This is a genomic window from Pseudomonas sp. 58 R 3, assembly GCF_900006605.1.
Lineage (GTDB): Bacteria > Pseudomonadota > Gammaproteobacteria > Pseudomonadales > Pseudomonadaceae > Aquipseudomonas > Aquipseudomonas salomonii.
Genome location: NZ_CVTT01000072.1, coordinates 61,062 through 76,734 on the forward strand (window position 1 = coordinate 61,062; position 15,673 = coordinate 76,734).

Below are 15,673 nucleotides of genomic sequence, written 5' to 3' on the forward strand. Positions count from 1 at the left end.
GGTGAAGGCCAGGATGATATCAGGTTAAAAACCTGGGTCGCTTTTTAGCGTCAATCTGTGCATTGAACGCCCTGGGGTTTTACCAATAATCGGGCCGTGAATTCAGCACAAACGGAAAACACCGATGAGCCTCCACACCCGCAGCAAACGCTTGACCGTCCCGCAACTGGTCGCCATGAAGGGCCAGCAGAAAATCGTCTCCCTCACCGCGTACTCCAGCGCCATCGCCAAGCTGATCGACCCGCTGGTCGACTTCATTCTGGTGGGTGATTCCACGGCGATGGTCGGCTATGGCCGGGCCTCGACCTTGAGCATGCAGCTGGAAGAAATCATCGGCCACACCCGCGCCGTGGTCGACAGCACGCGCCTGGCCTGCGTGATTGCCGACATGCCGTTTGGCAGCTATCAGGAATCCAATGAGCAAGCGTTTCGCAACTGCGCCCAAGTGCTGGCGCGCACGGGTTGCGATGCGGTGAAGCTGGAGGCCAACGTGGCACTGGCGGGCACCGTGGAGTTTCTGGTGGCGCGCGGCATTCCGGTGATGGCCCATGTGGGGTTGATGCCGCAGTTCGTCAACGTGATGGGCGGCTTCAAGGCACAAGGGCTTACCGCCGAAACCGCTGCTGTGATTGCCGCGGATGCCCGCGCCAACCTGGAGGCGGGCGCCTTCGGCCTGTTGCTCGAAGGGGTGGCCGAAGGTGTTGCGCGGCAGATCACTCTGGATTCAAGGATGCCCACCATCGGCATTGGTGCGTCGCCGGCCTGCGATGGTCAAGTGTTGGTCACCGAAGATGTGCTGGGTTTGGGCGGCGAGCACCTGCCGCGCTTCGTCAAACAGTACGCAGATGTAGGCGCCGTGATTCGCGATGCCTGCGAGCGGTTTGCCGATGACGTGCGCCATGGCCGTTTCCCCGAAGCGCGGCATTGCTACGGGCTTTGATCAATCGCCTCTGCTAATAGCTTTACGGCCTGGGCGATATCCTTGCTCCAGTCGAGGGTGTAGCTCAGGCGCAGGTGCTGCGGCCAGGCGCCGTGCTGGCTGAACAGCTCGCCAGGGGCGATGACGATGCGCTGGGCCAGCAGGCGCTCAAACACTTGGCGCATATCCACCGCATGCGGCGCTTGCAGCCAGAAGCTGGCGCCGCCGTGGGGCGCAATTACCTGCCAATGCTCCTCCAGCAAGGCTTTCATGCCGGTCATGCGCTCCAGCAGCAGCGCCCGCAGCGTTTTCAAATGCGCGTCGAGTCGCTTGGAGGTGAGCAGCTTGGCGATCGCCTTTTGCCGGATCGGTGACAGGCGAAACCCACGCTCCAGAAACACCCGCTGCAATTGCGGCCCCTGCCCGCGACACAGCACATAGCCATACGGCGCTTCGGAGCCGATGACTTTATCGAAGGTCGAAAACACCAGCAGCTTCTGCGGGTCGGCGAAGTCGCGATAACGCGGCGGCTGCGCTTGGAAATACAACTCGCCGTAGGTGTTGTTTTCAAACAGCCAGATAGCCCGCGCCGCCAGCCAGCCGCAGATCTGCTGCTTGTCCTGTGCCGGCATCACGCCACCCTGGGGGATATTCACCGTCGACGACAGCACCGCCAGGCGAATCGGTTCGCGCATCAGCACGCCTTCCAGCGCCGCCAGGTCGAAACGCCCGTGGGCGTCGAGGGGCATTTCGATCACGCGAATCTTCGCCGCCTGCAACTGACGCAGGATCGCCCACGAACACGGTGACTCCACCAGCGCCACGCTGCCGCACAGGTCCAGGGCATTGAGTGCTGCATCCAGCACGCTGTGCAAGTCCGCGCCGATATACACCTGGTCGGCCTGCCAGTAGCGGTCGGCGGATTGGGTGTAGCGCTCAGCCAATGCGGCGCGCAACTCGGGCTCACCGAAGGGTAAATAAAGCGGCGCGAGAGAGCGTGGGTGCTGGCGGGTCAGTTCACGTTCGAGCATCAGCAGCGGGTTTTCCAGCGACAACAGCATGGCCGGTGCATCGCTGCTCAAGGCCAGCATTCCCGGCTGGCGGGCATTGGCGAACACCTGATCGAGCAGGTTGGTTTCAGTGGCGGTTGCAGTGCAAATCATGGCCCTTATGAAATAGCCCTGTTTGGGCCGGGCGTAGATCCGCCCTTCATCCTCAAGCAAGGCATAGGCGTATTTGGTGGTCGACACCGACACGCCAAGGCGCTCGGCCAATTGGCGCAGGGACGGCAGCTTGCGTTCGCCTGACGACGGGCTGGCGTCGATCAACTCGACGAGGTAGCGGTAGACCGTCTGATAGGCGAAAGCGCTGTTTTGGGTGCTATTCATGCTCACTCGAACCGTTCGAATCCCCTGTGGTGGGGCCGGTCCAGTATTACGCAAGGCCGTTGAATACGGAAACTGCCGGGGGCCTTCGAGCCATAGGGCAGACGCCCGCTATCCGGTTTGCGCCGGGAACTTGCGCAATAATTGTTGGTAGGTGGCGTTAAGGGCGCGGTCCAGTGGCGTGGCTTCCGCGTCCGGGCGGGGCGCGTCACAGCGTGTTCGCAAGGGGTTGATGACCAGTTCCGCCTGCGCATTGACGGTAGCCAGTGTGGGGCGCGCGACGCTGCTAGCATGGCTTTTGGATAGAACTGCCCTGTCAAACGAGCCGGACACACCGTAGTGGTTAAGCTGGGTGTTCAAGTGGTCCAGTGTCGCCAAGGGGTCGGCACACAGCGCGTCATAACTGATGCCGATCGAAGCGGGGTGTTGGCATTGCAGGATGCGGTTATTCAGGTCGCTCCAGAGCTGCGCGCGGTTGTCGTCGCTTGGCCCCGCCCACTCGTAACCTTGATCCCAGGAGCGCCTCAGGCTCTGGATAACCCCTGAATAGTGGCGAAACATATAAATAAACAGTGCAGTGGGGTGCAACGCCTGCAGTTGCGTGAGTATTCGTGCATTCCACGGTGTGGAGTCGCACAGGATCGGTTTTTGCGGGTTGGCTGCCCTGATGTCGTCAAGGAAGTCCAGCGCATTGCCCATCAGGTTGGCGCGATAAGCCTCGGCATACGGCCCCGGCGTTCTCCTGAAAGCCTCCTGGCTGACTTGGGTTGAGAAATACGATACGCCCAACTCCCCGCAGTAATTCACGTTAGCCAGTGACCCCAGCAACTCCCCCATCAATGTATTGCCCGAACGCGGGCAACCACAGACAAAAATCATCTCGATCATTTCAGGCTGCCCTCGCAGGAAGCGCTTCCCACGGGTGGGCCAGCGGGCAGAGACTCGTCACTTTTAAACGATTTTGAAATACGCAAGCCGATAGCGACAAGGCCAATCACGCTGCACAACAGGAAGACAGAGAACAGAAGGCTGGTTCGCTCAGCGGATGCCGGCTGGGCGTAGGCAATGTAAAAGACTAAAGGGAGCTTGATCAGCGCGGACAGTACAAATGTCAGTTTTTTGATAAAGGTCGTATCGCCTTTGGCACGCAAGACTGCCCGTTGCGCGAAGAGGGTGATGCAACTGATCAGTGTGATCAGGCTAATTAGAAAAATGACACCGGAGGGCGGGCTGGTTGGCTGTAATGTGTGGTAGAGGTAGACATAACAGACGGCCGCGCAAAACAGTGCCAGCGGCAGGCTGTAGAGCAGATAACCAGTCACCGTGACGCTATAGGTGCGTCTGCTTTCATTAATGGCTTGCGCGATAAACACCGAGGCGGCGGTTGCAAAACCCAGCGAAACACCTTGAAGCATCGCCGTCGTTGAAAAGTAAAAACTCATTAACGCCACGAATTGAACATCCTCAACCAGTACGTACAGAATCAGGAAGTCCACCAGCGTTGAAACACTCATTGCCATGAACAAGTTGAACGCATCTGCGCTAAAGCTGTTTTGAAAGGTGGGCTGGATGCCCGGCGCGTGATGCGCTGTCACGGGGGCGCATGCAACCAGGCGTTTGTAAGCGCGGATCATCAGCGCCAGATAGACGAGCTGCGCCACTGCACAGCCGGCGCCCACATACGCCAGGTCAAGTTTGAAATACAGGACACTGACGGCTGAAAAGGCGCCGCCAAGGCTCAGTGAAACAAGCAAGGCGCGGAAAATATCGTGGCCCTGCTTCTTGGCAATCAACGCCATGTAATAGGGGCTTGCCAAGGTGACGGCAATATAAGAAATCGCCATCCAACGCAAATAGGTCGGTACCGCACCGACGTCGCCATTCGGCTCTACCAGTCGGGTAATGGCGTGGGCCCCGAGGAAAAATATGACAAAGCAGGCCACCGCGCCCAGCACCGAAAAACGCACCATGCGTTTGAGCATGGCGTCGAACGCCGCGCGCTGATGGTCGCCATTCAATCGGTTGAGCCGTATGCTGCCGGCGCCGTTCATGGCAATGATCATGGCGCCATAAATAAAATAGATTCTATTGATGTACCCGGCAGACGCCGCTGCACTCAAGCTGATAGTAGCGGCCAGGAAAATACTCAACATGTTCTGCGCGGCATTCACGCAATTGCTCAGCACCAACGGTAGAGCGGTTTTCAGTACGGGCCGCCATTCGGGTAAGGCATGTTTCACTTCACGTCACCCCATATGAATTTGTGCAGCGGTCGCGGCGTCATCCACACATTGAGGTGGCTTGAGTGCTCGTCAGTGGGCAGCGCACGATGAATCGTGCAGCGAGGCAGGTACATCACATCGCCGGCCTGCAGGGTTATTTCGTAGCTCGGTGCATGTTCCGCCACGTGCGCTCTGACCATAGGCGTATAAAAGTGCGGGGATGAAACAGCTTCGACGTCTGCAACGATTGCCGGCCACACTTGCCATTTCTTGCTCCCCTCCAGCTGGATGATGAAGGCATCATGGGCGTCAAAATGTTCGTCAAAAAGAGTGCTGGCGGTGGGGGCGTAAAATAGGCAGAAACTGAACGTGAACGGGGACAATTCTGCATTCAAGCGATTGGCCAGTGTGGTGAAGTTACTGTCATATTTTTCCAACCAGCGCAGGTAAACGGCGCACCCTTCCTGTGTGATCAACTCCCGGATATTTTCTTTGATGCACCTGCCGCCTGAGGTGTAGGCGTCACGCTGGCAATACGTTCCATTCTTTATGATCAGCAAATCTTCATGCTCAACAGGGTTGCTCAGCAGGGAGAGAATGTAGTCAGCGCTTTGATTGCCGACCAAGGGCTTGGCTGCGGTTTTCGAGGTGATGAGGGATGTTTCCCAGCGGTGGGGAAACAACACCTGCTTGCTGATGCCAAACAGTTCTTCAAACACGGTTATCTCTCGGCTCGGTGAGGGCATTTAAAGGTGTTCTTCAAGCGCTTGGGTAAACCCTGAAAGCTGGATAAGCAGGTTGTCAGTGGCAGCAGGTGTTGCGCACTCGAAGCATTCGGAAAATGCTGAGATAACGGCGCTTGGATAAATCTCATAGCGCACGGAAAAACGTTGCAGGTGGCGATAGCCTCTGAATAATTGCCCGTTTACAGCAAAGAAAATATGACAAAAAGCCGCATACAAAATCCCCAGCATCTCATAGTAAGTAAAGAAGTCTTTACGGATAAGGTATTTGCTGAGGTTGTAGTTTTTCAGGTACCGGAGTTTGTCTGAAATAATGAGGCTCGCGTGTTCGTAAGAGAGGTCTATGCGCCGTATCAACTCGTCTACTTCAGGGGTTGAATGAAGATAGATACCCTCTTGCAGGTTGGCAAGACAGTCCTGATGGCTGGCTGAAAGGTCAGTCATCGACTGAAAGCTTTCTATCATGTTCTCAAGGCTTTCCAGGCTGATCAGGCGAACATCCAGTTTGTTGTCAGGTGGAAACTCGGTATCGATTCGATATTCGTATTGCCTATGTTCATAGGGTAAACCAAGGTGTTCCAGGCAGCCGATCAGGTGGCGCTCGGAAGCGATCAGGCATACATCGGTATCGGAGAGTGTATCGGCCGTGCCTTTTGCCAGTGAGCCGCCAATGAACACCGCGTGCAGCCTTGAAATAAATTCACTTGCGCCCTGACAGGCAAGAAAGGCCTGTACATGTTGTCGACGCTCTTCAAGTAACCCGCTGTCGGTCATAGGGTGGTTGGCGGCGGGCAAAAGAATTTGTGCCTCTAATGCATAGAGCGAAAACGGCAGTGCGCAGCGATATTTGCCTGTGCGCTGTATATTCAATGTGTCACCTTGGATTTTTAACATGCGATGAAAGGCCCGGCTTGCAAGTATCAAATAGACTGTGCGTCGTGTGTAACGGTTTTTTCGCGTGGAGAATTACATGTAGCGGGGTTCACCGTCCATCGTGGCGACCATGCCCGATTTGAACAGTTCTTTAGTGGCCAGCATTGCTTTTACTTCTTTGACGCTGTCAGCAGCGTCAGCGGGTTGAGCGCGGTTGATTTTAGCAGCGAGTGCAGAGAACTTAGCGCGGGAAACGGTTTTCGATTGAGCGGTCATAATCATTCCTTAATTAGTCTGCAAACCGGGATTGATAACGTAGGTGGCTAACGATCGAAAATCAATACGGCATTACAAACTTCATGTTTTATAATTAAGGCTTAACCGGATTGACTTTAAAGCTTAATCTTTGTGCGGGCGTACCGGCCCGAAACTCAGCAGATGCACCACAGCAATGCCCGGTTCGATGGCCAAGCGCAGGTCGAAAGGTGCGAGGGGCAATCCCGGCATTTTCGACGATGGCTTTGCGCGCGATCGTGCGGTGTTTGAGGCCTTGCACTCATCATGAGCAGGGCTAAAGGTTTGGTGAAATCAATTCATTATCTCTCCCTCTATGGTCAGCATAAACTGCACCTCATTGTAGATACAGTAAAGACTTGGGCTGAGCGTCAGCGCTATAAGGCAACCCGTGAATTCAAGTCTGTCTCAACTTTTTGAGGTGTCAGGTTCTCATGAACAACGCGTTTGAGTTTACGATTAAAAGTACTTGTTTTGATGAGCACTATCGCCCTTCTGAAAACACGCGCATCACCACCAATTTCGCTAATTTGGCGAGGGGCGAGCGCCGTCAGGAGAACTTGCGCAATACCTTGAAGATGATCAATAACCGTTTCAATGCCTTGGCGCATTGGGATAACGCTGGCGGTGATCGGTATGCGCTCGAACTCGAAATTATTTCCGCCGAGATGCAGATCGGTGTTGAAAGCAATGGGCAGGCCATTCCACTGATCGAAATATTGAAAACCACGATTGTGGACCGTAAAACCAACGAGCGCGCAGAGGGCATCGTCGGCAATAATTTTTCTTCGTATGTACGCGACTATGACTTTAGCGTGGTGTTGTTGGGCCACAACCGAGGCCAGGCTGAATTCAGCACGCCCGATAATTTTGGCGACTTGCATGGCAAGCTGTTCAAGTGTTTTGTGAATTGCGCGGCGTACAAACAGCAATTTAAGAAGTTGCCGGTCATCTGCTTGAGCGTTTCGAATACCAAGACCTATCAGCGAACTGAAAACCAGCACCCGGTATTGGGCGTTGAGTACCAGCAGGATGAGTATTCGCTGACCGATGAGTACTTCAAGAAGATGGGCTTGAATGTGCGCTATTTTATGCCGCCCAACAGTGTTGCGCCCTTGGCATTTTATTTTTTCGGTGACTTGCTGAGTGATTACACGACGCTTGAACTTATCAGCACCATTAGCACGATGGACACCTTTCAAAAGATCTACCGACCTGAAATTTACAATGCGAACTCTGTCGCCGGCAAACGCTACCAGCCGAGTTTGAAGCACCAGGATTATTCATTAACACTCATTGTTTATGATCGAGAAGAACGTGGTCGGCTGGCGATAGAGCAGGGCAGGTTCGTTGAGGAAAACTTCATCAAGCCCTATCACGCTGTGCTTGAACAGTGGTCCGCTCAATACGCCGCTTGACTCATAAAATTTAAAAGGTTGTGCCTGTCATGAAAAAGTTATTACCCACTTCTACAGCCGGCAGCTTGCCAAAACCCGCCTGGCTTGCCGAGCCGGAGACGCTGTGGTCACCCTGGAAGTTGCAAGGTGATGAGTTGGTTGAGGGCAAGCAAGATGCCTTGCGCCTGGCATTGCAGGAACAGCAACACGCCGGGATTGATATCGTCAGTGATGGTGAGCAGACTCGCCAACACTTCGTGACCACGTTTATTGAACACCTCAGTGGCGTGGATTTCGAGAAACGTGAAACCGTCAGGATTCGTGATCGCTATGACGCGAGCGTGCCGACGGTGGTGGGCGCCGTTGCGCGCCAAAAGCCGGTGTTTGTCGAAGATGCCAGGTTCTTGTGCCAGCAAACCAACCAGCCGATCAAATGGGCGCTGCCAGGCCCCATGACCATGATCGATACGCTGTATGACAACCACTATAAAAGCCGCGAAAAACTCGCATGGGAATTCGCCAAGATCCTCAATGAAGAAGCGCGGGAATTGGAAGCGGCGGGCGTCGACATTATCCAGTTTGATGAACCGGCCTTTAACGTGTTTTTCGACGAGGTGAATGACTGGGGTGTCGCCACCCTGGAACGGGCCATTGAAGGCCTCAAATGCGAAACGGCGGTGCATATCTGTTATGGCTATGGCATCAAGGCCAACACCGATTGGAAAAAGACCCTGGGGTCGGAGTGGCGGCAGTATGAAGAAGCCTTCCCCAAGCTACAGAAGTCCAGTATCGATATCATTTCACTGGAATGTCACAACGCCCATGTCCCCATGGAACTGATTGAGTTGATTCGCGGTAAAAAAGTGATGGTCGGCGCCATTGATGTGGCCAACCACGCCATTGAAACGCCCGAGGAAGTGGCCAATACCCTGCGCAAGGCCCTTCAGTTTGTCGATGCCGACAAGCTTTATCCGTGCACCAATTGCGGCATGGCACCTCTGCCTCGCCACGTCGCAAGGGGCAAGTTGAATGCGCTGAGTGCTGGCGCAGAGATCGTTCGAAGAGAGCTCCTAAACGCGCGCTGAGCCAACATTGGAAGGGGTGTACCCAGTTGCACTCCCTGTTCAGGATTTACTCTGGCACTTCCCACTACGACGGTCGAGCAACCGAGCTTTCGTGAAGCGCTCGGGCACTCGATGGACGGCCACGCTTGGCTGCCTGATCCCGGCGTATCACCGTTACGCGCCTTGATCGAGCAACAACTGGGCAACGCTTTGCGCATGCGGCAGTATCGCCGCTGGATCGCCAAGCGTAGCGCGTAGACGGTGGTCAGGACGGGGTCATTTGCGCCGCCGCAACCTTCACCCGCGTCGCCCGCCGCGCCATTACCCAGGCCAGCACCGGCGCCAGGGTAAACAGGGCAAACAACCAGAGTGCCGCGTTGGCGATGCCGGCATTGCCGGTTGCGTCGTTGATACCCGCCACGTTGGAAATTACCCCGGCCAGTGCCGCGCCCAGGGCCATGGCGAACAGCTGCAAGGTGGTGATCGACGCGGCGGCCGTGTCCTTGTCCTGCTCCGACGCCACTTGCAGGATGCGCGTGAGCAGGTGCGGCCAGCCCAGGCCGATGCCGAAGCCGACCAGGAACAGCCCCAGGCAGATCGGCGCCAGCCGCGCCCATTCACCCAGGCTTTCCACCGGCGTGGTGATGGCCAACAGCACCAGCCCGGCCACGATAAACAGCGGCCCCGCGAGGATCGCACGCTGTGCGCTGCGGCCGCTCCAGCCGGAGCTGAGGATTTCCGACACGGTCCAGCCGGCCGCCATCAGCGCCGCCATGTAGCCGGCAACCAACGGTGATTGGCCATGCAGGTGTTGCAGGAAATACGGCATGAAAATCTCGCTGCTCATGCCGATCACCAGCAGGCAAGTGGTTGCATACAGCGCGCACAGCGGGGCGTCGAACTTCAGTGCGTCCTTGGGCAGCAGCCGTAGGGTCGCGTTGGATTCGTGGCGGACCAGTGCATACACCAGCACGGCGCACACCGCGATGCCCAGCAGGTTCCAGCTCGGCAGCGCCGAAACGCTGCCGGCGCACACGGCCAGCACGGCGGCGGCCAACAGCACCAGTTGCGGTACCGGCAAGCGGGTTGGCGTGCTCGCCGTGGCGTCGCGTGGCGGAAGTGCGCGGTGGGTGAGCACCATATAGGCAAGGCTTATCGGCACCATGGCGCCGAAGGCGAAACGCCAGGCATCCATCTCGGCGAATACACCACCGACCGCCGGGCCGACCAAGGTCGCCACGCCCCACATGCCGGATACCAGCGCCATCGCCCGCGGCCATAAACGCTCTTCGAACACCAGTTGGATCATCGAGTAACACAGGGCCAGCAACATGCCGCCGCCCAACCCCTGAATCAAGCGCCCGACCAGCATCACCGGCATGTTTGGCGCCAGGGCGCAGATCAGCACGCCAACCATAAAGATCAGCGTGGCGAGGGTATACGCCAGCCTGGGTCCGGTACGTTGCAGCAGCTTGGAGGTGAGGGCTGAGCCGATGATCGAGGCCACCACGTACAGGGTGGTGCTCCACGCATACAGGGCCAGACCGCCGATTTCGGCGACCACCGACGGCAGAATGGTCGTGGCGATATAGGTGTTGGTGGCATACAGCGCAATGCCGCCGGAGAGGGCGATGGAACGGGGGGCATTCTTGCCCCGGAGCAACTCGCTCCAGCTGCTGTCTTGGGTGTGCATCGACGATTCCTTGTGCCGCTGGCAGGCTTGGGTTAATTTGCCAAGTAATTGCTTTGAATATTGCGACGAGGCTGTTTATTTTGTCAAGAAACGACTTGGAATATTCGCCGGTGTCCCCGGCGGATCGTTTGCTGCACCTGCTCAAGACCCGTGGGCCACAATTGGCCAGTGATGCCGGTGAGTTCCTCGGCACCACCGGTGAAGCGGCACGCCAGCAGTTGGTGAAACTGGCCGCCAGTGGGTTGGTGGAGGCCCGCTCCGAGGTGCGTGGGGTAGGGCGCCCGACCCAGGTCTGGCAGCTCACGGCGGCGGGGCACGCGCGCTTTCCCGACACCCATTCCGAACTCACCGTGCAACTGTTGCAGACCGTGCGCGAGACCTTTGGTGAAGAGGCTATCGAGCGTCTGATCGATGTGCGCGAGCGCCAGACCCTGGCGTTGTATGAACGTGAGATGCAAGGCGTTCGCGGCCTTAGAGCGCGGGTCGAAAAGCTTGCGGCACTGCGCACGCGTGAAGGTTATATGGCCCAGTGCAGCGAGCAGCCGGACGGCGCCCTGATCCTGGTGGAGAACCATTGCCCGATCTGCGCAGCGGCGACCGCGTGCCAAGGGTTTTGCCGCGCAGAATTGCAGGTGTTCGAGCAGGTGCTACGGGCCAAGGTCGAGCGCGTGGAACATATCCAGCTGGGCGCGCGACGGTGTGCTTATCGGATTCACTGAACGCGCCACCTTTAATCGGTGGCGTTCTAACGCTGGCCTTCTCCTAGTGCTGCTGCTACTTGCTTGGCCACCTCGATAAACGCCCGCGCCGCCGCACTCTGGTACACCCCTTTGCGCAGCATCAACACCGCCGTGCGCTGCAACCGTTGCGGCCCCAGTTCAATCGCGGCCAACTCGGGATGCGCCCGTGCAATCGCGGCCGGCAATAGCGTCGACAGCGTGGTCCTGCGCACCACCTCGATCAATGCGCCAATCACATTGGCCTCCATCACCACGCGTGGGCGGATGCCGTGTTGGTTGCAGTAGCGGTCGATCTGCTCGCGGGTGGCGAAGGCCTTGCTGAGCAAGATCAGCGATTCGTCATTGAGCGCCTGCAACCCGATGGCTGCCTCGCCTGCCAGCGGGTGTTGGTTGCCGACCACCAACGCCAGGGTTTCCACCAGCAGGGGATAGCTGTCGATGTCGGGTGCGTGCGCTTGATCAAAGGCGATGCCCACATCCAGCTCGTCGGCCAGCAGCTGGTTTTCCATCTGCTCCTGGGCGACTTCGCGCAGGTTCAACGTGATGTTTGGGTAGCGGCGGTAAAAGGCTTCCACCAGTGGCCCCACCAGGTAGGTGGTGAAGGTGGGCGTAACAGCAAACCTCAGCGTCCCGCGGCTCAAATCACCCACGTCATGGATCGCACGCTGGCCTTCCTGCAGTTCCTGCGCCGCCCGTAACGCATAGCGCAGGTAAACCTCCCCCGCGTCGGTCAGACGCGTCTTGCGCCCTGAGCGATCAAACAACTGCGCGCCGAGGCTCTCCTCCAACTGCCGCACTTGCTGCGACAGCGCCGGCTGCGAGACATGCAGGGCCGTCGCCGCCCTGGTAAAGCCCTGATGCTCTGCGACGGCAAGGAAGTAATGGATATGGCGCGCCAGCATGCTTGTACTCATAAGATTATCTGATGTGCTTGATCATATATGAGACTTTTACCTTATTTAAGGGGCTGCGTAACCTTTGCTTCATCGCATCGCGAACCAAAGGAGTCACCCATGCAAGCCATCATCGACGGTTTCCTGAAGTTTCAACGTAGCGCCTTCCCCGAGCGTGCCGGCCTGTTCAAAGACCTGGCCAACCAGCAGAGCCCACGGGCACTGTTCATCTCCTGCTCCGACAGCCGTCTGGTGCCGGAACTGGTCACGCAGCGCGAGCCGGGCGACCTGTTCGTGATCCGTAACGCCGGCAATATCGTGCCGTCCTACGGCCCCGAGCCGGGCGGTGTGTCGGCCTCGGTGGAGTACGCCGTCGCCGCCCTGCAAGTCAGCGACATCGTGATCTGCGGGCATTCCGATTGCGGCGCCATGACCGCCATCGCCACCTGCAAATGCCTTGACCACATGCCCGCCGTGGCCGGCTGGTTGCGCTACGCCGACTCCGGCCGGGTGGTCAACGAGGCCCGCCAGCATGTTGACCAACACGCCAAAGTCGCCGCCATGGTGCGCGAAAACGTGATCGCGCAATTGGCCAATATCCAGACGCACCCTTCAGTGCGCCTGGCCCTCGAAGAAAAACGCGTAACCCTGCATGGCTGGGTCTACGACATCGAAAGCGGCTGCATCCAGGCCTTCGATGGCCGCACCGGCCAGTTCGTCGCCCTTGCCGACAACCCGACCGCACGCGCCGTTTCCTACTAATACCCAACTTTTTACCCACGGAGATAACCCCATGATCCAGTCGCAAATCAGCCAGACCACTCGCCTTGCCCTCACCGACGTCATCCTCTTGGCCAAAGCCCGCAAAGACCTGTCGTTCGCGCAGATCGCCGAAGGCACCGGCCTGCACGAAGCCTTCGTCACCGCCGCCTTGCTCGGCCAGCACCCACTGCCCGCCAGCGCCGCTCAAGCCGTTGCCGACACCCTGGGCCTGGATGCGGATGCCGTGCTCCTGCTGCAAACCATCCCGGTGCGCGGCAGCATCGGCAACGGCGTGCCGACCGACCCGACCATCTACCGCTTCTACGAAATGATCCAGGTCTATGGCACCACGCTCAAGGCGCTGGTCCACGAGAAGTTCGGCGACGGCATCATCAGCGCGATCAACTTCAAGCTCGACGTCAAAAAGGTTGAAGACCCGGACGGTGGCTCCCGCGCCGTGATCACCCTGGATGGCAAGTACCTGCCGACCAAACCGTTCTGATCAGCTGAGTGACGGCCCGGCGCTGCAAGGGGTTGGGCTATGGCAGCCACATTATTTGCGCTGCCTTGAACCCTGCTACGCGGTGCCTTTACCGGGTTTGATCCATTCGCGCATCGTATACGGTGCGCTTTTTATGGGTGCAGACCTGGCTTTTCGTTAGGGGCCGTCCGCGCCAGGAACCCTGTAATCAACCCCACCACCTGCTGCTGAATCACCGCCCGTGGCCGCCCACCCTCGCCATCGCGGCAAATCATGCCATCGCCCGGCGAGCTTTCCTCAATCAACGCGATTGCGCCCGGTTTGCAGATCGACATAAAGCTGAAGTGCGTGGCGTCGCTGATTTCCACGTACTGGGTCGAGGCTTTTGGCAGGCGCCTGACCAGGTTGGCGGATTCCAGGTTGGGGTCCATATCCTCGGTTGGCACGCCCCCCGCGATAACCAGCGCAGGCACCTTGAATGCCGCCAGGCTGGCGTCGGTCATGCCGCGTGACAGGCCCAGATCCAGAGACACGATGGCGGTGACGCGCTTGTCGCTCAAGTCCGCGGCCAGCCGGGCTTCGCCTTCGGGCGTCGCGGCGGGGTTCATCTCCTGGTAGCCGATGCAACCGCCCAACTTCGGGTGTGCGGCGCAGTCGCGGCTGAACAGGTCAGGGTCGAAGCGCGCGCCGGCGATTTCCAGCACGGTCCAGCCGCCGAGTGAATGGCCGACGGCGGCAATCTGTTGGTTCGCCACCGCGCCAAATTGCTTGGGTTGAGCCAGCAACGCGTCGATGGCGCGGCTCAGGTCGGCGGGGCGTTGCCATAGCTGCGCGGCCGTTTGCGGGTTGCGGTCCTTGGTGGTGGTGCCGGGGTGGTTGACCGCCGCGACGATGTAACCGTTGTGCGCCAATGCACTGGCCAGCCACACCTGCTTGCCCCAGTTGCCGCCGTAACCGTGGGACAGCACCACCAGCGGATGCTCGCCCGCAGCCGGCGGCGCGTCGGGCACGGCGAGGGCGCCGATAAAGACCGCGTTGTCGGCGATCAGCGTGGGTTTGGCCGTGGTGGTCGCGGGGTACCAGACCACCAGCTCCAGTGGGCGATTGTTGTGCGCATCGGGCAGGGTGGTGGTTTTGAAACCGACCGGGTTTCCGTCGGCGAAGGCGGGTGTGGTCAGGCAGAGCAGGAACAGGGCGTGTAGAGCGGTTTTCATTGTTGTTATCGTCCTTGATTTAGGTGGCGAATCATCACCTGAAACCCTGTGGTCTGCACATCCCCTGTTTGCAGTTAATACCGCCCCGTTGGAGATCGTTTCGCTGGCCAGTTCGTCTGTTAGTGTTTGAGATTAATCGCCTGTGCCACCTTGGTATTGGCCAACCCAGCCCCATAACTACCCTCGTATCCACTGAGGGCGCAGACCATGACCAACCCGACCGAAACCGCCATCCTTGCCGGCGGCTGCTTCTGGGGCATGCAAGACCTGTTGCGGCGCTACCCTGGCGTGCTGCAAACGCGCGTCGGCTACACCGGCGGCGATGTGCCGAATGCCACGTACCGCAACCACGGCAACCATGCCGAAGCGATCGAGATCGTGTTTGACCCGGCGGTGATCAGTTATCGGCAGATACTGGAATTCTTTTTCCAGATCCACGACCCGAGCACGCCTGACCGCCAGGGCAATGACACGGGGCCGAGCTATCGGTCGGCAATTTACTATTTGAGTGAGCAGCAGCGCGATATTGCCGAAGATACGGCGGCCGACGTGGACGCGTCGAAGCTGTGGCCGGGCCGTGTGGTCACCGAGATTGAGCCGGCCGGGCCGTTCTGGGAGGCGGAGCCTGAGCATCAGGATTATCTGGAGCGGATACCGAATGGGTATACCTGCCACTTTATTCGGCCGAACTGGAAGCTGCCGAAGCGGGCTTGAGGCGCGCCGGGCAATGATCGTTCCCACGCTCCGCGTGGGAATGCCGCCTCAGACGCTCAGCGTCCAGCTGTCGACGCCTATTTTAAGGCCTGCGCAATGTGACGCGGAGCGTCACGGGATGCATTCCCACGCGGAGCGTGGGAACGATCATCAGCGTTAGCCGGCGGCCTCGCGCTCCAGCAGCCTGTCCATCAGCAACACCCCCAACTCACTCAACTGGTGAATCGCCAGCGCCACGTCGCGCTGTTTTCCGGTCAAGTCTTCTGACAGGTCGAGCAG

At 58.4% G+C, this 15,673-nt stretch carries 17 protein-coding genes; 7 read left to right on the forward strand and 10 right to left on the reverse strand.

Translation table 11 applies throughout. From position 1 onward, the window contains the following. Positions 1-124 precede the first annotated feature (124 nt). Positions 125-940, forward strand: coding sequence for a 3-methyl-2-oxobutanoate hydroxymethyltransferase (gene panB, locus BFP92_RS23890; protein ID WP_065931393.1), 816 nt, complete (start codon positions 125-127; stop codon positions 938-940). On the opposite strand, the gene BFP92_RS23895 is transcribed toward panB, so the two are convergent. The 6 genes from BFP92_RS23895 to BFP92_RS23920 form a co-directional block, all read right to left on the reverse strand. Next, positions 928-2,307 carry an aminotransferase-like domain-containing protein gene (locus tag BFP92_RS23895; RefSeq protein ID WP_065931394.1) on the reverse strand — a complete coding sequence of 460 codons (1,380 nt, stop codon included), beginning with the start codon at positions 2,305-2,307 and terminating at the stop codon, positions 928-930. The two genes, panB and BFP92_RS23895, sit on opposite strands and share 13 nt — an antisense overlap. Before the next feature lie 108 nt (positions 2,308-2,415). Continuing rightward, complete coding sequence (locus BFP92_RS23900; RefSeq protein ID WP_065931395.1) at positions 2,416-3,192, reverse strand: sulfotransferase family protein; 777 nt, start codon at positions 3,190-3,192, stop codon at positions 2,416-2,418. Then, entirely contained in the window at positions 3,189-4,544 is a 1,356-nt protein-coding gene (locus BFP92_RS23905; RefSeq protein WP_139114110.1) for an MATE family efflux transporter, read from the reverse strand. The genes BFP92_RS23900 and BFP92_RS23905 overlap by 4 nt, the downstream gene beginning before the upstream one ends. Next, positions 4,541-5,245, reverse strand: coding sequence for a JmjC domain-containing protein (locus tag BFP92_RS23910; protein WP_065931397.1), 705 nt, complete (start codon positions 5,243-5,245; stop codon positions 4,541-4,543). The genes BFP92_RS23905 and BFP92_RS23910 overlap by 4 nt, the downstream gene beginning before the upstream one ends. A 27-nt stretch (positions 5,246-5,272) precedes the next feature. Further along, positions 5,273-6,163: a nucleotidyltransferase domain-containing protein gene (locus BFP92_RS23915; RefSeq protein WP_065931398.1), complete on the reverse strand. Its 891-nt coding sequence runs from the start codon at positions 6,161-6,163 to the stop codon at positions 5,273-5,275. A gap of 72 nt (positions 6,164-6,235) precedes the next feature. Beyond that, entirely contained in the window at positions 6,236-6,418 is a 183-nt protein-coding gene (locus BFP92_RS23920) for a hypothetical protein (protein ID WP_065931399.1), read from the reverse strand. A gap of 452 nt (positions 6,419-6,870) precedes the next feature. On the opposite strand from BFP92_RS23920, the gene BFP92_RS23925 reads away from it, so the two are divergent. Together BFP92_RS23925 and BFP92_RS23930 are read left to right on the forward strand one after the other, a co-directional pair. Beyond that, a complete protein-coding gene (locus tag BFP92_RS23925) occupies positions 6,871-7,854 on the forward strand; it encodes a DUF1852 domain-containing protein (protein ID WP_065931400.1) in 984 nt (327 codons plus the stop codon). A 29-nt stretch (positions 7,855-7,883) separates the two neighbouring features. Beyond that, on the forward strand, positions 7,884-8,918 hold the full coding sequence (locus tag BFP92_RS23930) for a methionine synthase (protein ID WP_065931401.1): 1,035 nt from the start codon (positions 7,884-7,886) through the stop codon (positions 8,916-8,918). A gap of 244 nt (positions 8,919-9,162) precedes the next feature. Here BFP92_RS23930 and BFP92_RS23935 read toward each other — a convergent pair whose 3' ends face one another. Beyond that, the gene (locus tag BFP92_RS23935) at positions 9,163-10,590 is read right to left on the reverse strand and encodes an MFS transporter (RefSeq protein WP_065931402.1); all 1,428 of its coding nucleotides are present in this window, start codon (positions 10,588-10,590) and stop codon (positions 9,163-9,165) included. Positions 10,591-10,685: 95 nt separating this feature from the next. Between BFP92_RS23935 and BFP92_RS23940 the strand changes: the two genes are divergently transcribed. Beyond that, a complete protein-coding gene (locus BFP92_RS23940; protein WP_204839903.1) occupies positions 10,686-11,309 on the forward strand; it encodes a helix-turn-helix transcriptional regulator in 624 nt (207 codons plus the stop codon). 26 nt (positions 11,310-11,335) lie between these two features. On the opposite strand, the gene cynR is transcribed toward BFP92_RS23940, so the two are convergent. Further along, positions 11,336-12,232 carry a transcriptional regulator CynR gene (gene cynR / locus BFP92_RS23945; RefSeq protein ID WP_065931403.1) on the reverse strand — a complete coding sequence of 299 codons (897 nt, stop codon included), beginning with the start codon at positions 12,230-12,232 and terminating at the stop codon, positions 11,336-11,338. A gap of 111 nt (positions 12,233-12,343) precedes the next feature. Between cynR and BFP92_RS23950 the strand changes: the two genes are divergently transcribed. Together BFP92_RS23950 and cynS are read left to right on the forward strand one after the other, a co-directional pair. Then, entirely contained in the window at positions 12,344-12,985 is a 642-nt protein-coding gene (locus tag BFP92_RS23950) for a carbonic anhydrase (protein WP_065931404.1), read from the forward strand. 31 nt (positions 12,986-13,016) lie between these two features. Further along, positions 13,017-13,487, forward strand: a complete 471-nt coding sequence (cynS, locus tag BFP92_RS23955; RefSeq protein WP_017136972.1) for a cyanase — start codon at positions 13,017-13,019, stop codon at positions 13,485-13,487. 131 nt (positions 13,488-13,618) lie between these two features. Here the strand turns inward: cynS and BFP92_RS23960 are convergent, their stop codons facing one another. Further along, a complete protein-coding gene (locus tag BFP92_RS23960) occupies positions 13,619-14,680 on the reverse strand; it encodes an alpha/beta hydrolase family protein (protein WP_065931405.1) in 1,062 nt (353 codons plus the stop codon). A 207-nt stretch (positions 14,681-14,887) separates the two neighbouring features. Between BFP92_RS23960 and msrA the strand changes: the two genes are divergently transcribed. After that, positions 14,888-15,394 carry a peptide-methionine (S)-S-oxide reductase MsrA gene (gene msrA, locus BFP92_RS23965; RefSeq protein ID WP_065931406.1) on the forward strand — a complete coding sequence of 169 codons (507 nt, stop codon included), beginning with the start codon at positions 14,888-14,890 and terminating at the stop codon, positions 15,392-15,394. 156 nt (positions 15,395-15,550) lie between these two features. Here msrA and BFP92_RS32150 read toward each other — a convergent pair. Continuing rightward, on the reverse strand, positions 15,551-15,673 hold a 123-nt coding region (locus tag BFP92_RS32150), incomplete at its 5' end, for a DUF6124 family protein (protein WP_239694311.1).